This window comes from Mycolicibacterium sichuanense (genome assembly GCF_033741125.1).
Classification (GTDB): Bacteria; Actinomycetota; Actinomycetes; order Mycobacteriales; family Mycobacteriaceae; genus Mycobacterium.
Genome location: NZ_JAWQPU010000001.1, coordinates 1,324,876 through 1,340,947, shown reverse-complemented (window position 1 = coordinate 1,340,947; position 16,072 = coordinate 1,324,876). Strand labels below are relative to the sequence as shown.

Sequence of the window (16,072 nt, the reverse complement as noted above, 5' to 3'; positions counted from 1 at the left end):
AATCAGGCCTTGCTGACCACTGGCGGAACCCAACGACCGTCGAGAACCTCGGCCTTCGGTGCGTACAACCGCATGGTCACCCCCAGTGCGCCCAGTGGAGCCGGGAGCCAGTTGGACTCCCGCGGTGGCCCCGGATTCGCGTGCTGCAGATAGAGGGTCAGTGACCCGTCGGGACCGTAGGTCAGCGCATCACGATCGCCGATGGCGAAGCGATCGAGTTCGTTGGCGACCTGGTATCCCTCGGCGTCGTACATGGTCACCGACCAGAACGCCGACACCGGCGGCAACGCATCGGCCGCGAAGTGAATGACGTAGTCGCGGTCTCCGACGACGGGATCGCCGTCGGCGTCGACGGTGAGCAGCGGGTAGACCGCGTCCTCGGGCGGATTGGCGCCGAGGCCGACGAGGGTGACGACCGCGCGCTTGAAGTACGCATTCCCGTACACGCCGATTTCGTCCGTCATCACCGTCCAGCCGTTCACGCTGGTGCCGAGCCTAGGCAGTGACGCCAACATGTCCGCCAGCGCGTCGGCCTTGCCCGCCTCGATCTCGCGCCGCTCGTCGGCGGTGAAACGACTCGAGTCGAAGGGCTCTCCCCCGCGGATCCCCAGGTTGGCGATCCTGGCGAGTTGCGAGAAGTCGGTGGCGTGCGGCGGATTGACGGCGAGCAGGTCGGCGGCGTAGCGGAAGAAGTCCAGCGCGGCCATCCCATTGACCTTCTTCGACGGCTCGGTGGTGACGTCGTGGTCGGGATTCACCCGAAACCGGGGAGCGTCGACCATCGGGGTGATGACGTAACCGTCCTGCACCGCGTGGACGGCCGGATAGTCGGCCACGCCGTTGGTCTGGGTACGTCCGATGATCCACACGTGTGGGGTTGGCGCCGTGATCACCGGCAACCCTTCGGGCAGCTCCCCGTCCCACCCTGGGCCCACGACGATCCACTCCGCGGCCTCGGTCCCCGTCGTGCGCTTGCCCGGATTGGCGAACACGTCGGTCCACATGTCGAGGCACGGCAGCATGTAGTACCGGTCGTTCGTGTCCGGTGCCGTCAGCTTGACCGGCCCGGCGGTGAGGTCCAGCCACGCCGACGAGTACAGCGTGTCGAAGTTGGGCCGAACCACGGCGCGGAAGTCGGCCGTCGGAAAGGCGCGCAGGTGCGAGAAGCGATTGGGCGGTCCCGCTCCGGGTCCACTGCCCTCCGGCATGTTCAGCACCTGCAGCCGCGTGACGTCCATCGTCACCAGCGGATAGAAGTAGACGAATGCCTCGTAGCTCAGAGTCCGCAGGTCATCGGAAAGGGTGCTCACGGTCGCCTCCAGTTCCCTGACCCCCGCGATCGGAGGCCAGGGCACCGAAGATTACTACTCGATCAGGACTCCATCGCCCGTTTGGCCACCGGTAGTCCGGCATGGTGCGCACCGTGGCACGCCTTGGGCGGCGTCGGGGGCACGTCCAGGGCCGGGTTGCCGTCGAAGAACCCGATCGGCTTCAGGTGAAAACCCGTATACGCACAGGGCATTACGGGCCAGTCCTCCGGCCGCACGATGTGATGGGCCCCGAGGGTGTACCAGAGCACCACGTCGGTGTTCTCCAGCGGCGCATCGTCGGCGATGAACTCCGGCAGACCCTGCACGTCCGCGGACTGATACATGTAGTCACCCGCCGCGAACCTCTCCGCTTCGTCGTACTTGGTGACCCAGAGGTTGTGCTGCACGAAGCGGGCCCGGTCGTAGATGTAGGAACCCTCCTGCACCATGACGGGTACGATGTCCTTGGGCACCAGCTTGTATGCCGTCGGGCTGCCGAGCTCGTTGAGCTTCGACGGGTTGGCGATCTTCCAGTACCGGCCCGTCTTCCAGTCCCAGTCGCGCGCTCCCTCGGCCTCCGAGGCCACCAGCGTGTCCTGGGTGATCCAGGCGTTGTGGTGGGGATTCAGCGCCGGATCGGGCTCCGGAATCGAATCCACCTCGTAGACACTGTTTGCCGGCCCGTCGACGCTCATGTCGAGCCGGAAGTTGAAGAAGTGCTGATGGTTGGGACCGTAGATGCCCGGTGCCACCAACTTGCCCCAGCGCGGGGTCTCGCCGTCGGCGACCGCGCCGGTGGTGAGCACACCCGACAACTTGACCTCGACCTCGATCGAGGCGTCGTTGTAGAAGTACCAGAAGAACCCGTACTCGTAGTTGCCGACGGTGCAGATCATCGAGACGACCAACCGCCGCGACCGCCGGACCTCGACCTCTCCGGTACGGAAGTCGGTGTGCTTCCAGGAGATTCCGTAGTCCTCCTCGTGCATGCAGATGGCGTTGGGGATCGTCACCGCGTTGCCGTCGGAGTCGTTGACCGTACCGTCGAAGTAGTAGATCTCGCCGAGACAGTCACAACCGAGCGTCAGCGGGTTGGCGGAGAAGCCCATGCCCACCTCGCCCATGTCGAACACGTTCTTGTTCCAGTGGGTCGGTGACGTGTCGCCATAGGGCACCACCATCTCCGACAGCGACCCCCGGTACATGATCGGTCTCGTCACGCCACGGTCGGTGTAGGTCACCTCGTGGAGCGTGATGCCCTCGCGCGGATTGAATCCGATTCGCATGGACCACTTCTGCCACTCCACCTTCCAGCCGTCGACGGTGAAGCTCGGTCCCTCTGGCTGGGTGATCTCGATCGGCTTGACGCCGTCCCGGAACTCCGTGAACGCCGGCCGGTTGTCCTCGTCGAACATGAAGCGCGGATCGTAGTTGCCAGCCTTCGGCGGCAACGGGATCACGCCGTGATCCTCGATGTCGAGGATCTCCATGGCGTCGAGATCGAAGGTGACGATCAAGCCCTCGACCGGCCTGGCGTAACCGTGCTCCGACGGTGCGGCGCGCATGAAGGTCAGCGGCCGGCAGATCAATGGCGAATTGTCGTAGTGGTCGCTCTGGCCGTAGTAGCCGGCCGGCCACGGATCGATCATCGCCAGGTTGAAGTCGGTGACGCCACGCTTGCGCATCGCCTCCTGCCAGCGCGGGTCCTCACGTACCTTCTCCTCCACCCCGGTCATGTGCTCGACGAGGTAGGAGGGGAACCGGCCGGGAATCGCCTTCCAGGACTCGATCACCCGTGCGCCGAGGTCGACGACCCCCTCGTACACCATCTTCGCCGCACCGTCGTACATGGTCGCGAAGGCACACCGCGGGACGTCCAAGCCTTCGAAGCTCAGCTCCGCGGTCTTGGCCGGCTCGGCCAGCTGAATCATCACGAACTTCAGTGTCGGCGAGGCGTATTCGGAGGCCATGACGATCGCCGCAGCGCTCTGGATTTCCTCCCCGGTGAGCGGGTCGAGCGGGTAGTCGCTCTTACCCGCGGTCGCATCCGCACGAATCGTGGTGCTATGCAATGTCATGTCGTCAGCTCTCAGCCTTCGTCGAGTCGGTCTTGGTCAGATCCAGCACCGCCAGATGCGCGAGCGCATCCTCCGCGGAGGTCTTGTGTGCGGCCCGCCGTCCGAAGACGTAGACGATCACGCCCAGTGCCACCATGCCGAGCGAGATGCCACCGGTCCACGTCATCCACTCGCTGTCCGGGACGTCCTTGATCCATGACTTGGCGAACGAGTAGTAGACGCCGCCGATCGTTCCCACGGTGCCGACGACGACGGTGATCCACACGCCGACCGACCCACCGGGGATGCGCCAGAACTTCTCCGAGGCATAGCGATCGGCATACTTCTTGCGCGCGATGATGACTGGGAACAGGAAGAAGATCCCCGAGATCAGCCACACCGTGGACAGGCCGCCCTGGATGAAGATGGTCACGTTCGCCATGCTGCTCTGCGAGTACAGGCCCACCAGGATCAGCGAGGACAGCACGCCCTGGATCAGCACCGCGGTGACCGGATTGCGGGTGCGCGGGTTGAGGTGGGTGAAGATGCGCGGCAGGTGGCGCTCCAGGCCCGAGACGAAGATCAGCCTCGAATAGGCGATCTGGTAGGTCACCAGGGCGACGAAGATGATGCATGCCAGCACGACGGCCGCGACCTCCATCACGCCCTTGGGAGCTGCCACGCCGAGCATCCCGATGACACCGGTGACGGGGTCGATCTGGTCGGACGGCAGCGCCAACATGGTGCCGATCGTGGTCAGCAGATAGATCGCGACCAGCGCGACCGAACCCCAGATCACCATCTTCGGGCCGCTCTTGCGGACCGAGAGGAATTCCGCGCCCATGTTGTAGGGGGTTTCCACACCCAACAGGTAGAGCAGCACGGTGCCGTACAGGAAGCCAGCTCCGACGAAGTCGGGAACCACCAGATCGTGCGCGCGGAAGGGTGTGGCCGACCCGTTCTTGAGGGCGTAGACCAGACCGGAGACGAAGATGACGGCGGTCAGCACCCCATAGATCATGAACACGCCGTTCATGATCTTCTGGTTGGCGGCGAGCTTGGCCAGGGCCAACCCGATGACGGCCCAGAGGATCACCAGCTGCAGGATGATGCTGAGCGTCAACCCGAGCTCGGCGTGAAAGGCCAGCAGCAGGAACTGCACCACGACCGCCGGTGAGGAGGCGGCGTTGAGGATCACCGGAATCCACGACAGGTAACCGCCGATGAAGCCCCAGGTCTCGCCCATGGTCCGGGTGGCCCAGATGTACACCCCGCCTTCACCCGGCCACAGGTTGCCCAGCTCGGCCACCGCCATGCCGGCCGGGACCAAGAACGTCAGGATGCCGAGGATCCACATCGGGATCGAGCTCCAGCCGCCGGCCGCGATCACCGACGAACCGGTGATCCAGCAGATGATGAAGACATAGGTGGCGACGAGGCCGAACGTCGTCATCACCTTGGGCAGGACTTGTTCGGGGACCAGCTCGGTGGTCAGAAGCTTGTCGCGGTCCGAAGGCCGCGTCGCTTCCATTTCTTGTGTCATTGCTTTTCTCCCAATCAGATTCGAGTCAGTTGACAATCTGTCCGTCTCGCATGCGGATCACACGGCTCGCCTCGTCGGCGACGGTCGGGTCATGGGTGCTGGCGACGACGGTGACGCCCATGGTCGAGCACAGGTCGCGCAGCATCCGCACGACCGTCTCACCCGTCTTGTGGTCCAGATTCGCCGTCGGCTCGTCGGCCAGGACCAGCGTCGGATTGCTGATCAGCGATCTGGCAATCGCGGTGCGCTGCTGTTCACCACCGGACATCTTGGTCGGCTGGTGGTTGATGCGATGGCTCAATCCGACGAGCTCGAGCAGTTCGGTGGCGCGCTTGCGCAACGCCTTCCGGTCATAGGGCTCGAACATCAGCGGCAGTTCCACGTTCTCTACCGCGGACAGGAACGGGATCAGGTTGTAGCTCTGGAAGATGAAGCCAATGGTGTCGTGCCGCAGGGCCGCGAACTGGCTCTCGGTGAGCCGGCCGGTGTCCTTGCCCGCCACCTTCACCGTGCCCTTGGTGGGCCGGTCGAGACCGCCAATGATGTTCAGCAGCGTGGACTTGCCACTGCCGCTGGGACCCATGAGGCAGACGAATTCGCCCGGCATGACTTGCAATTCGGCCGCCACCAACGCCTTGACGACCTCGTCGCCCAGCTTGTGCAGCTTCCAGACATCGGATACTTCGATGACCGGTGACGCATCGGTGGCCGGCCCGGAGGCAGGCGCCCCGGCGTCGGCGACCTCGGTGCTGTCGTCGGTGTCCTTGATGACCGTCACGTGGTCAGCCTCCCGCGGAGAGTGATTTGATCGGTGGCCGCGACGCTGCGGTCCACGTGGGCACGATGCTGGTCGCCACGGCGGCGACGACGCTGACGCCGATGGCGATGCCGGCGCCCAGTAGGAGTCCACCGACGGCGACGCCGGTGGGTACGAAGCCGGTAGCCCCGAGCACCATCGCGACGGCAACGGCGACGGCCGCTCCGGCGACGGCGCCGAGGACCGCGGCGACGACGGGTTCGACGAGCAGCGCCGCGACCACTGGTTGGCGGGGCACGCCATTGGCGCCGAGTACGCCGAGTTCCTTGGTGCGGTGCGCGACGGTCCTGGTGGTCGCGACGGCCACCTCCACGACGCCGACCAGCAATACCGTCACCGCGATCAGCACGACCGCGCGGCCGATCTCGTCGGCGTGGCCCAGCGAGGCCGACTGCGCCCGGATGCCGTCGGACATGCCGAAGACGATGACCACCAGGAAGGCTCCGGTGGCGGTCGTGACGACCGGCAGCACCATCTCACCGATGCGTCGGCGGGCCGACAGCCAGCCATACGCCAGTCCCTTGCTCAGCATTGCCTTCGTCTCCCCTGCGTCCGTTCTTCCCCGTCGCTTCGCTCGCCCCCGGATAATCCCCCGTCGCTTCGCTCGCCCCCGGATAATCCCCCGTCGCTTCGCTCGCCCCCGGATAATCCCCCGTCGCTTCGCTCGCCCCCGGACATGACTAGCGATCCCCCAGCAGGTCGACGGGACGGTGCTGCAGCAGCCGGTGCACCGGCACCAGCGCTCCCACGATCGCCATCGCCGGCAGGAAGCCGAACACCATCCCCGCGGCCTGCAGCCATGCGACCGGCGTTGCGATGCCCGGGATCACCAGTGCCACTGCGGCTCCCGCGCCAAGCACGCCGACCACGTACGCCAGGACGAATACGATCGCCGACTCGACCAGGAAGAAGTACAGCACCTCGTCGGCCAGCCCGATACTCGCCATGATGCCGAACTCGCGCTTGCGCTCCTGCACGGCGGCCAGGAAGGACGACACGGCGATCACGAAGCCCAGGATCAGGCCGATCGTCGAGATCAACCCCAGCGTGGAGCTGGTGACCTTGCCCGAGAACAGCGCCGAGAACTTCTGCTCGAAGGTCAGCGGGCCGTTGCCGCCGACGGTGTCGTAGAGCAGTCCCGGACCGCCGGCGTCGGGCGTCACCGACGGGTCGGTGGTGGACGGCAGACCCGCTGCGGCGCCGAACGTCTCACCGAGGTTGCGGTTCTTCTCCTGACCGGCCGGCGCGAAGAGCGTCCACCACCCCTTGTCCCCGACGACCGATCTGGCGAGCTCGCTGGACACGACGGCGGATTGCCCGGAGCCCGCGATCCTCGCCGTCAGGTTCCGGTCGGCGATTGCGAGGGTGCCACCGTCGGCGACCCCGAGCCGTTCGGCCAGGGCAGACCCCAAAGTGATTTGACCGGAGGGAATTTGGTCACTTCCACGCAGCGAGATCGGTGTGCCGTCGACCTCGGCGCGACCCGAGAGCGTCTCGGTACCGCTCCACCCGGGTGGCAGCGACAGCTGAGGCGCGGGTCCGTCGGCGACCAGCGCCTGCACGTCGGGGTCGTAGTGCACGCCGGCGGCCGGCACCGCCCACAACTGGGCGCCGCCGAGTACGTCGGTCACCGAGTCAGCGCCGGTGATGGCGAAGCTCGACGAGATCGTACGCACGACGACGACACAGGCGATCGCCAGCGCGATACCGAGCACGGAAAGCACGAACCGCTCCGGTCGTCGACGAATGTTCGCCAGTGCGAACCGAAACAAATACCCGAAGGTATTGCCGGAAGCACTGGCGATCGCCGGTGATCGTAGGGTCGTGGGCGCAGTGGACTCCACAACAGGGATGCTCAGCTCGCCGTGTTTCTTCGGCTACTACTACTGATTTCCGTCTCGTTAACTAGACCTAAGTCGGGTTACGTCGCTGTGTCACGTGGACAACGGATTTCGTCGCCACCTGACCAACCGAAATCGAATTGCGATGGCTTTCAACATATTTGAGAGTTGGAATCCGCACCCGCGGCCGCCTGCAACGTCCGGAACGGAACCGCCTGCTCCAGTTCGTAGGCCAACTGCAGCAGCGTGCCCTCACCCCCGAGACGTGCGCTGAACATCATTCCGATGGGCAGACCGTCGGCGGACTGCCCCAGCGGCAGCGAGATCGCTGGGTCTCCGGTGACGTTCTGCAGCGGCGTGAACGCCACCCAGTCCACCAGTCGCTCGATGATCTGGTCGTAGTCCGCCGTCGGGTCGAGGTGCCCGACTAGCGGTGGCACGTCGGCCAGGGTGGGCGTCAGCAACACGTCGTAGTCCCGCACCAGCTTGAGCGTGCGGCGCCGCAGCGTGGCCAACCGGGCGATCGCGAACGGCAGCCGGTGCAGGTTGGCAGCCGCGAACTTCTCGAGGCCGAGGCTGAGGTTGTCCAGCTTGCCGCGGTCGAAGGATTCACCGAATCGATTCTTGCCGCCGCGCACCAGCGCGAAGGACAGCAGGGCCCAGTAGAGCAGGAAGTCGTCGATGAAGGACGCCGGCACCGGCGGGGTGTCGAGTCGTTCGACGCGGTGGCCCATCCGCTCGAGTAATGCGGCGGTCCGCAGGGTCTGATCGCGGACCTCGGGGCTGGCTTCGCGCTTGACCGACTTGGTGAAGACGACGACGCGTAACCGGGCCCGGCCCGGTCCGGTCACGTCTCCGATGGGTTCGAGTCTCGAAGCGGGCCAGACTCTCTCGAGCTCGCGGTAGAACGCTGCCGTATCCCGGACCGACCGGGTGACCACGCCATTGGCCACGATGCGGATGGGCATCTGGCGCATGTTCGCGTCCAACGGCAGGCGGCCACGCGACGGCTTGAGCCCCACCAGACCGTTGCACGACGCCGGGATCCGGATCGAGCCCCCGCCGTCGTTGGCATGCGCGATGGGCACGACGCCGGCGGCCACGAACGCGCCGGAACCCGACGAGGACGCGCCCGCCGTGTGATCGGTGTTCCACGGATTGCGCACCGCACCCAGTCGCGGATGCTCGGCGACGGCGCTGAAGCCGAACTCCGACATCTGGGTCTTGCCCAGTGCGATCAGGCCCGTCGACAGGTAGGCACGGGCGAAGTCGCCGTTCGCGGCCTCCGGACGCGGATGCCAGGCATCGGCGCCCTCCATCGTGGGCATTCCCGCGACGGCGACGTTGTCCTTGACGAACGTCGGCACTCCATCGAAGAATCCGCCGTACGGAATGGCCGCAGACGCTCGCGCGCGGGCGCGTTCGAAGGCCTCGTAGGCCAGACCGTTCACCGCCGGGTTGACCTTCTGCGTGCGGGCGATCGCCGCGTCGACCACCTCGCGCCGGGACACCGCGCCAGAACGGATGGCATCGGCCACGGCCGTGGCGTCGAGGGTGCCCAGTGCATCGTCGTCGTACGCGGAAACGGAGGTCATGGACCGACGCTAGCAACACACGTGTGCAATAACGCCGCCGACCCCCAAACGCGGAGAAACCCCGTGCCGACCGGGATCACCGGTGGGACACGGGGTCTCCTATCGAGCGATTTGGTGCGTCGCTCAAGCCTTGGCGCCTAGGCGCGGCCGACTTCGAAGCGGACGAACCGGTTCACGGTCAGTCCGGCATCCTCGATCAGTGCCTTGACGGTCTTCTTGTCGTCGGAGATCGCCTGCTGCTCGAGCAGCACGACGTCCTTGAAGAAGCCGGTGAGTCGACCCTCGACGATCTTGGGCAGAGCCTGCTCTGGCTTGCCCTCCTCCTTCGCGGTCTCCTCGGCGATGCGGCGCTCGTTGGCGACGGCGTCGGCGGGGACGTCGTCGCGCGTCAGGTACTTGGCCTTCATCGACGCGACCTGCAGGGCCACGGCGTGGGCGACCTCGGCGTTGCCGCCGGTGTACTCCACCAGCACGCCGACTGCCGGGGGCAGGTCCGACGAACGCTTGTGCAGGTAGGTCTCGACCGTTCCGTCGAAGTACGCCGCACGGCGCAGCTCGAGCTTCTCGCCGATCTTGGCCGACAGGTCGGCGATGAGCTCCTCGACGGTCTTGTCGCCGGCCTTGGCGGCCTTGAGCGCGTCGACGTCGGTGGCCTTGGACTCCGCGGCAGCGGCCACGATCTGAGCGGCCACCGCCTGGAACTCCGCGTTCTTGGCGACGAAGTCGGTCTCCGAGTTCAGCTCGATGAGCGCGCCGTCCTTGGCTGCCACGAGACCTTCGGCGGTGGCACGCTCCGCGCGCTTGCCGACGTCCTTGGCACCCTTGATGCGGAGCACCTCGACCGCCTTGTCGAAGTCGCCATCAGCCTCGACCAGGGCGTTCTTGCAGTCGAGCATGCCCGAGCCGGTCACCTCCCGCAGACGCTTGACGTCGGCAGCGGTGTAGTTAGCCATAATGTTCAGCTCTTTCCTTGAAAGGTCAGGAAGCGTCGGTGGTCGGTTCGGTTGCGACCGCGCCCGCTTCCGCCGGTGCGGTTGCCGTTGCGGAGGCGAGCAGTTCCTGCTCCCACTCCGCCAGGGGCTCGGCACCTTCTGCGGCCGGCTTGTCCGCGCCTGCGCCCGAGCGTGCCTTCAGACCCTCCGCGACGGCCGAGGCGACCACCTTGGTGAGCAGCGCGGCCGAGCGGATCGCGTCGTCGTTGCCCGGGATCGGGTAGTCGACGAGGTCGGGATCGCAGTTGGTGTCGAGGATCGCGATGATCGGGATGTTCAGCTTGCGCGCCTCCGCGACGGCGAGGTGCTCCTTGTTGGTGTCGACGACCCAGATCGCCGACGGCACCTTCTGCATGTCGCGGATACCGCCGAGGCTGCGCTCGAGCTTGTTCTTCTCGCGGGTCAGCATCAAGATTTCCTTCTTGGTGCGACCTTCGAAGCCACCGGTCTGCTCCATGGTCTCGAGCTCCTTCATCCGCTGAAGGCGCTTGTGCACGGTGGAGAAGTTGGTCAGCATGCCGCCGAGCCAGCGCTGGTTGACGAAGGGCATCCCGACCCGGGTGGCCTCGTCCGCGATGGACTCCTGCGCCTGCTTCTTGGTACCGACGAACATGATGCTGCCGCCGTGGGCGACGGTTTCCTTGACGAATTCGTACGCCTTGTCGATGTACGTCAGCGTCTGCTGCAAGTCGATGATGTAGATGCCGTTGCGGTCGGTGAAGATGAACCGCTTCATCTTGGGGTTCCAGCGACGGGTCTGGTGCCCGAAGTGGGTGCCGCTGTCGAGCAGCTGCTTCATGGTTACGACAGCCATGGTGGCCACGTCCTCTTGTCGACGGTTGTCGTCCGGCGTCGGGTGACGGCCGAACCCTGGCGTCCGTTGCGTGCCGGACCCGTCTCGAACCTCGAGGCGGGACCGCCCGGCATGCGTGTGCAACCCTGAAGGAGCGGGGCTGCGGCACGGCGCGCGAAGTCAACCCGCTGACGCGGATTGCGGGACTGAGTTTACACCGTTGACATGCATGCTTCGTCCACGCGCGATGTCCCCGGATTCATCCCCAGACGCCGCTTCATCCACGAGCGGAGCGTCGGCCCTTGATCGGCCGGTCGGCAGCACGCTGAACTGGTGGGATGCGATTCCTTGCGGCGCTGGTCAGCCTATCGATGCTGCAGGCACCTGCGGCGGCGGCCACCGACGGCCGGCTGGACTGGCCGCTGCGGCCGCGGCCCGGGTTGCTGCGGACGTTCGACGCCCCGACGGTCAAGTGGCACCGGGGTCATCGTGGCGTCGACCTGAGCGCGGCGTCGGGTCAGACGGTGTATGCCGCGGCGCCGGGCACGGTGGTCTTCGCCGGCGAACTGGCCGGCCGGCCCGTCGTGTCGATCGCCCACCCCGGGGGCTTGCGCACCAGCTACGAACCGGTCGAGGCCACCGTACGGGCCGGTCAGCTGGTCGGCGCGGGAGCGCCGGTGGGGACGCTTGTGGCCGGTCATCCCGGCTGCGGTATCGCGGCATGCCTGCACTGGGGTGCGATGTGGGGCCCAGCGTCGCGGGCGGACTACGTGGACCCGCTCGGGCTGGTCGCCACGGCCGTGATCCGTCTCAAGCCGTTGGCCGGCTGACGCAGTCACGCCCGGGGGTGGGCCTGGTCGTGCACCGCACGCAGCCGCGCGACCGTGACGTGGGTGTAGAGCTGCGTGGTCGCCAGGCTGGAGTGCCCGAGCAACTCCTGGACCACCCGCAGATCCGCCCCGCCCTCCAGTAGGTGGGTCGCTGCACTGTGTCGCAGCCCGTGCGGGCCGATGTCGGGTGCGCCGTCGACCGCGGTCATGGTCTGGTGCACGACGGTGCGAGCCTGTCGCGGATCGAGGCGCCGGCCCCGCGCGCCGAGCAGCAGTGCCGGCCCGGACGCCGGACTCGCCAGGGCGGGCCTGCCGTCGGCGAGCCACGACCCGAGTGCGCGCAGCGCGGGTTCGCCGAACGGCACCGTGCGCTGCTTGTTGCCCTTGCCGAGGACACGCAGCACTCTGGCGCCGGTGTCGACGTCGTCGACGTCGAGGCCGCACAGCTCGCCAACGCGAATCCCGGTGGCGTACAACATCTCCACGATCAGCCTGTCCCGCAGCGCCAGCGGGTCGCCCTGCTGCGCGCCGGACTCGGCTGCCTCCAGCGCATCGCGTGCCTGATCCTGACGCAGCACCGCGGGCAGGGTGCGACGAGCCTTGGGCACCTGCAGCCGTGCGGCCGGGTCGCCGTCGAGCAGTCCGCGCCGGGATGCCCACGCGGTGAACGTCTTCACCGCCGACGTCCGTCGCGCCAGCGTGGTTCGCGCCGTCCCCGCCGCGGCCTGCGCCGAGAGCCACGACCGCAGCACCGGCAGCGTGATGTGGTCCAGCCCCGCCTCGGGCGCACGTGCGACGAGGAAGGCCTGCAGCGACCTCAGGTCGCCCAGATAGGCGCGGCGGGTGTGTTCTGAGCGCCCGCACTGCAGGTCGAGGTATTCGTCGAATTCCTCGAGGACCACGTCGATCGCCACCGCCACTCCCCTAGTCTCCCGGCCCCGCACGGGCGCCGCGAACGAGCGGCAGGGGTGTCGCGGAATCGAGACCACATGGTGACCAGGTCGATTCTTGTCTAACCTCGAAAACACGTGCGCCCCTTTGGTTTCAGCCGTCACAGCCTGGCATTCGTGTCGGTGGTCGAATGTATGTTCGAGGAATGGTTGGGATCTGCTCGAGGCGGTGGCGCGGTTGCGGGCGGCCTACGCCGAGGTCACCGCGTGCAGTGCCGACGGCGTCGATCATCGAGAGCTCGTGGCGGTGCTGGGTGAGGTGGAGACGGTGACCCGGCAGCTGCCGGTGCTGTCGCATCGGATCCTGGCCCGGTTGCAGCGCGAGGCCACCCCGCGGGATTTGGGGGGCCAGGAACCTGCGCCAGATGCTGACCGGACGGCTGCGGATCTCCACCACCGAAGCCGGGCGACGCCTGCACGAGGCCGCCGATCTGGGGCCGCGTGTGGCGCTATCGGGGCAACCCCTGGCGCCCGCACTGGCCAGGGTGGCCGCCGCCCAGGCCGGTGGGCGGATCGGGGCCGAGCACGTGGTGGTCCTTCGGCGGTTCTTCGACCGGCTGCCGAGGTGGGTGGACGCGACCACCCGTGCGCAGGCCGAGGCCACCCTCGTCGACCTTGCGGTGGGGTTCGGGCCGACGGAGGTCCGGATGGCCGCCGAGCGGTTGATGGCGCTGCTGGATCAGGACGGCCCGATGCCCGACGCAGCCGAACGCCCGCAAACGTCACCTACGCATCGGCAGGCAGCGCCCCGACGGAATGAGTTCACTCACCGGCGAGATCGACGCCGAAGCCCGCGCTTGCCTGGAGCCGATCCTCGGGCGGTTCGGCGCGCCCGGGATGTGCAATCCGGACGACGAGCATCCCCGTACCTCGGGCACGCCAAGCCAGACGCAGATCGATGGCGATCATCGCAGCGTCGGGCAACGCCACCACGACGCGCTCGTCGCCACCGCCCGCTCGGTGCTGTCGTCCGGGGAACCCACCCGAGGACGAACCCGAGGGGTGAGGTCAGGGGGCGACGGCGCTGCTGGCCGGGTCGATGAGGATCTTGGCGTGGGTCTCGGGATCGCCCAGCGCATCGAACGCGGCCGCCACCCCGTCGAGTCCGACGGTGCCGGTGAGCAGCGGCGTACCGTCCACCTTTCCGTCGGCTAGCAGGTGCAGGGTGTCGCGGAATTCCAAGGGCGTGTAACCGAATACGAACCGCAGATCGACTTCCTTGGCGATCGCCATGGCCGGCCGCAGCTTGTCCTCGCCCATGCAGACGCCGACGACCACTACGCGCGAATTCAGCGGCGCGGCAGCGATGACACCGTCGATCATGCCGGGCACGCCGACGCACTCGAAGATCACCGGCCGCTTCGGACCGGCTGCGCCGAACGCGTCCGCGGCGCGGTAGACGTGCGACCAGCCCGGAAGCTTGCGCAGCTTCTCCATCGAGCCCATGCCGAGTTCGTAGAGATCGGGCGCATTGGTGATCGCCCCCTTGCCGACTCGTTCGTAGGGTGATTCCACCGCAGGATCGACCACGACGTCGGCACCACACTTGCTGGCGAGTTCCCTTCTGCCGGAGGAGAAGTCGCTGGCGACGATGGTCTTGACGCCACGCGCCGCTAGATGGCTGATGACGGCGAGCCCGACGGGTCCGCAGCCGATGACGATCGCGACGTCACCCTTGCCGATCTCGCTGCGGCGCACGGCGTGCAAGGCGACGGCCATCGGTTCGGTCAACGCCGCGACGTCGGCCGACAATCCGTTGGGCACGACGAAGCTCATCGCCGCCTCGGCCAGGACCTGCTCGGCGTAGCCGCCAGGAGCCAGCGGCGACAGGCCCGTCAGATGCACGCCGCCATGGGCCCGCACCAAGGGAAAGGACACGACCAGCGTGCCCACCTTGAATTCCTTGGGGACACCGCGTCCACGTTCGGCGACCTCGCCGCTGAATTCGTGGCCCATCACGACCGGGGTGTCGGCCCGCATGAAGTCGCGATAGCCGACGGCGACCATCACGTCTTCGAGCTCACCTGCGTGGTGCCGGGCGTGCAGGTCGGATCCGCAGATGCCGCAGCGCTTGACGTTCAAGACCAGCTGGCCCTTCTGCGGCTGCGGCGTCGCAACGTCGACGACGTCCAGTCGTCCTTCGAGACAGGACACGGCCTTCATCGCGGCACCTCCGAGAAGTCGACGCGGCGCAACGCGTCTGCGGTCAGATCCTTCAGAGTGGCATACCCGTCGATGCCCATGATGAGGTCGGCCTCGGCGAGCAGCGACCGCAGCACGTGCACCACGCCGTCGGTGCCGCCCAGCGCCATGCCGTATGCGTAGGGCCGCCCGATGCCCACCGCGGTGGCACCCAGCGCCAGGGCCTTGACGATGTCGGCGCCGCTGCGGATTCCGGAGTCGAACAGCACCGGCACACCATTGGCCGCCTCCACCACCCCGGGCAGGCATTCGATCGCTGGCAGCCCGCCATTGGCTTGGCGCCCACCATGATTGCTGCAATAGATGCCGTCGACCCCCCCGTCGATCGCGCGGCGGGCGTCGTCGGGATGCTGGATTCCCTTGACCAACAGCGGCAGGTCGGTCAGCGATCGCAGCCACGGCAGGTCGTCCCACGACAGTGAGTGACCAAACGTAGACACCCATTTGAGGATCGCGCCCTGCGGGTTCTCCTCCGGCGTCTGGGGCAGGGCGGCCCGGAAGACGGGATCGCTGGTGTAGTTGGACAGGCAGTGCCCGCGCAGCTGCGGGAAGTTCGACGTCGACAGATCCCGCGGCCGCCAGCCGGGCACCCAGGTGTCGAGGGTGACCACGATGCCCTTGAACCCGGCCGCCTCGGCGCGAGCGACCAGGCTGGCGGCCAAGTCACGATCGGTCGGGGTGTAGAGCTGGAAGAAGCCCGGGGTATCGCCGAATTCGGCGGCCACCCGTTCGAGGGGGTCGGCGGTAAGGGTGGACACCATCAGCGGCACGCCGGTGCGGGCGGCGGCCCTGGCCGCGGCGATGTCGCCGTGCCCGTCCTGCGCGCAGAGGCCGATCACCCCGATGGGGGCCATGAAGACGGGCGACGGCAACCGCAGGCCGAAGAGGTCGACGGAGAGGTCTCGTTCCTTGGCGCCGACGAACATTCGCGGCATCACGCCCCAGCGTTCGAAGGCCGTGACGTTGACCCGCTGGGTGCGCTCGTCACCGGCGCCGCCGGCCACGTAGGACCACAACGACGGCGACATCGCCGCCTTGGCCTTGGCCTCCAATTCCGCGAACGCCATCGGGAGGGACGGCAGCACGCCGGACAGGCCTTGAAGGTAGATCTCGAGCTGATAGTCGCCGAATGCCATGGCCCA

Annotated in this window: 13 protein-coding genes and 2 pseudogenes; 3 read left to right on the top strand and 12 right to left on the bottom strand. The window is 67.2% G+C overall.

The genetic code is table 11. From position 1 onward, the window contains the following. Window positions 1–2 precede the first annotated feature (2 nt). The 9 genes from SBI80_RS06475 to rpsB all read right to left on the bottom strand — a co-directional run bounded on the left by SBI80_RS06475 (window position 3) and on the right by rpsB (window position 10,969). On the bottom strand, window positions 3–1,310 hold the full coding sequence (locus tag SBI80_RS06475; RefSeq protein WP_318973545.1) for a DUF1254 domain-containing protein: 1,308 nt from the start codon (window positions 1,308–1,310) through the stop codon (window positions 3–5). A 62-nt stretch (window positions 1,311–1,372) separates the two neighbouring features. Continuing rightward, complete coding sequence (locus SBI80_RS06470) at window positions 1,373–3,388, bottom strand: primary-amine oxidase (protein WP_318973544.1); 2,016 nt, start codon at window positions 3,386–3,388, stop codon at window positions 1,373–1,375. 4 nt (window positions 3,389–3,392) lie between these two features. Further along, complete coding sequence (locus SBI80_RS06465; protein WP_318973543.1) at window positions 3,393–4,910, bottom strand: APC family permease; 1,518 nt, start codon at window positions 4,908–4,910, stop codon at window positions 3,393–3,395. A 25-nt stretch (window positions 4,911–4,935) separates the two neighbouring features. Then, complete coding sequence (locus SBI80_RS06460) at window positions 4,936–5,598, bottom strand: ABC transporter ATP-binding protein (protein WP_318973731.1); 663 nt, start codon at window positions 5,596–5,598, stop codon at window positions 4,936–4,938. A gap of 94 nt (window positions 5,599–5,692) precedes the next feature. Next, a complete protein-coding gene (locus SBI80_RS06455; protein ID WP_318973542.1) occupies window positions 5,693–6,259 on the bottom strand; it encodes an FtsX-like permease family protein in 567 nt (188 codons plus the stop codon). A gap of 148 nt (window positions 6,260–6,407) precedes the next feature. Next, the gene (locus tag SBI80_RS06450; protein WP_413232666.1) at window positions 6,408–7,580 is read right to left on the bottom strand and encodes an FtsX-like permease family protein; all 1,173 of its coding nucleotides are present in this window, start codon (window positions 7,578–7,580) and stop codon (window positions 6,408–6,410) included. Window positions 7,581–7,720: 140 nt separating this feature from the next. Beyond that, window positions 7,721–9,163, bottom strand: coding sequence for an amidase (locus SBI80_RS06445; protein ID WP_318973540.1), 1,443 nt, complete (start codon window positions 9,161–9,163; stop codon window positions 7,721–7,723). 137 nt (window positions 9,164–9,300) lie between these two features. Beyond that, window positions 9,301–10,116 (bottom strand): translation elongation factor Ts, encoded by an 816-nt coding sequence (gene tsf / locus SBI80_RS06440; protein ID WP_318973539.1) that lies wholly within the window; start codon window positions 10,114–10,116, stop codon window positions 9,301–9,303. 25 nt (window positions 10,117–10,141) lie between these two features. Further along, complete coding sequence (gene rpsB / locus SBI80_RS06435; RefSeq protein WP_318973538.1) at window positions 10,142–10,969, bottom strand: 30S ribosomal protein S2; 828 nt, start codon at window positions 10,967–10,969, stop codon at window positions 10,142–10,144. Between the two features lie 317 nt (window positions 10,970–11,286). Here rpsB and SBI80_RS06430 point away from each other — a divergent pair, with 317 nt between their 5' ends. Then, complete coding sequence (locus SBI80_RS06430) at window positions 11,287–11,778, top strand: M23 family metallopeptidase (protein ID WP_318973537.1); 492 nt, start codon at window positions 11,287–11,289, stop codon at window positions 11,776–11,778. Between the two features lie 5 nt (window positions 11,779–11,783). On the opposite strand, the gene SBI80_RS06425 is transcribed toward SBI80_RS06430, so the two are convergent. Next, window positions 11,784–12,686, bottom strand: a complete 903-nt coding sequence (locus tag SBI80_RS06425; protein WP_318973730.1) for a tyrosine recombinase XerC — start codon at window positions 12,684–12,686, stop codon at window positions 11,784–11,786. Between the two features lie 338 nt (window positions 12,687–13,024). Here SBI80_RS06425 and SBI80_RS28215 point away from each other — a divergent pair. Together SBI80_RS28215 and SBI80_RS28210 are read left to right on the top strand one after the other, a co-directional pair. Continuing rightward, a pseudogene (locus SBI80_RS28215) lies at window positions 13,025–13,429 on the top strand (DUF222 domain-containing protein); the annotation flags it as partial. Between the two features lie 55 nt (window positions 13,430–13,484). Beyond that, window positions 13,485–13,655: pseudogene (locus tag SBI80_RS28210) on the top strand (DUF222 domain-containing protein); the annotation flags it as partial. Between the two features lie 81 nt (window positions 13,656–13,736). Here the strand turns inward: SBI80_RS28210 and SBI80_RS06415 are convergent. Both SBI80_RS06415 and SBI80_RS06410 read right to left on the bottom strand, forming a co-directional pair. Beyond that, window positions 13,737–14,891, bottom strand: coding sequence for a zinc-binding dehydrogenase (locus tag SBI80_RS06415; protein ID WP_318973535.1), 1,155 nt, complete (start codon window positions 14,889–14,891; stop codon window positions 13,737–13,739). Then, window positions 14,888–16,066 carry an alpha-hydroxy-acid oxidizing protein gene (locus SBI80_RS06410; protein ID WP_318973534.1) on the bottom strand — a complete coding sequence of 393 codons (1,179 nt, stop codon included), beginning with the start codon at window positions 16,064–16,066 and terminating at the stop codon, window positions 14,888–14,890. The genes SBI80_RS06415 and SBI80_RS06410 overlap by 4 nt, the downstream gene beginning before the upstream one ends. Window positions 16,067–16,072: the final 6 nt, after the last annotated feature.

Coding starts and splice junctions, on each gene's coding strand:
- SBI80_RS06470 (WP_318973544.1), bottom strand. CDS start 3,388: ATGACATTGCATAGCACCACGATTCGTGCGGATGCGACCGCGGGTAAG.
- SBI80_RS06465 (WP_318973543.1), bottom strand. CDS start 4,910: ATGACACAAGAAATGGAAGCGACGCGGCCTTCGGACCGCGACAAGCTT.
- SBI80_RS06455 (WP_318973542.1), bottom strand. CDS start 6,259: ATGCTGAGCAAGGGACTGGCGTATGGCTGGCTGTCGGCCCGCCGACGC.
- SBI80_RS06445 (WP_318973540.1), bottom strand. CDS start 9,163: ATGACCTCCGTTTCCGCGTACGACGACGATGCACTGGGCACCCTCGAC.
- tsf (WP_318973539.1), bottom strand. CDS start 10,116: ATGGCTAACTACACCGCTGCCGACGTCAAGCGTCTGCGGGAGGTGACC.
- rpsB (WP_318973538.1), bottom strand. CDS start 10,969: ATGGCTGTCGTAACCATGAAGCAGCTGCTCGACAGCGGCACCCACTTC.
- SBI80_RS06430 (WP_318973537.1), top strand. CDS start 11,287: ATGCGATTCCTTGCGGCGCTGGTCAGCCTATCGATGCTGCAGGCACCT.
- SBI80_RS06415 (WP_318973535.1), bottom strand. CDS start 14,891: ATGAAGGCCGTGTCCTGTCTCGAAGGACGACTGGACGTCGTCGACGTT.
- SBI80_RS06410 (WP_318973534.1), bottom strand. CDS start 16,066: ATGGCATTCGGCGACTATCAGCTCGAGATCTACCTTCAAGGCCTGTCC.